This is a genomic window from Citrobacter sp. VF227 (assembly GCF_052950715.1).
This window is the reverse complement of record NZ_JBRFVF010000254.1, coordinates 1-517: the sequence shown is the minus strand read 5'-3', so window position 1 is coordinate 517 and position 517 is coordinate 1. Positions and strand designations below refer to the sequence as shown.

General features: G+C 64.0%; 1 protein-coding gene. It reads left to right on the top strand.

Translation table 11 applies throughout. From position 1 onward, the window contains the following. Positions 1 to 181 precede the first annotated feature (181 nt). A partial coding sequence (locus ACU8YC_RS26185) for a peroxidase-related enzyme (protein WP_446896144.1) occupies positions 182 to 517 on the top strand: 336 nt, incomplete at its 3' end.

The window sequence follows — 517 nt, the reverse complement described above, 5'->3', positions numbered from 1 at the left end:
CTTCAAGACGCCGCGGCACATCAAGTTCGTCGACGACTTCCCGATGACCATCAGCGGCAAGGTCCAGAAGTTCCGCATGCGCGAGATCAGCGTGGTCGAGCTGGGCATCAGCGAACAGCACTGACCGGCACCGGCCGGGTTCGCCCGGCCGGCCATTCGCTCATCCGAAATGGAGCTTTCCATGGCGCTGCCTACTACTCAGTCGATCAGCCGTTTTCCGCTGCCCGACAGCCTCGACACACTGCCCTGCGACCTGCGCGAGCGGATTCTCGCCGTGCAGGAAAAGGCCGGTTTCATTCCCAACGTGTTTCTCATGCTGGCCCATCGGCCGGCGGAGTTTCGCGCCTTCTTCGCCTATCACGATGCGCTGATGGAGCGCGAAGCCGACAGCCTGACCCAGGCCGAGAAGGAGATGATCGTGGTCGCGGTCAGCGCCGACCACGGCTGCCTGTATTGCGTGGTCGCCCATGGCGCGATCCTGCGCATCCTCGCCAAGGACGCGCAGCTGGCGGACCAG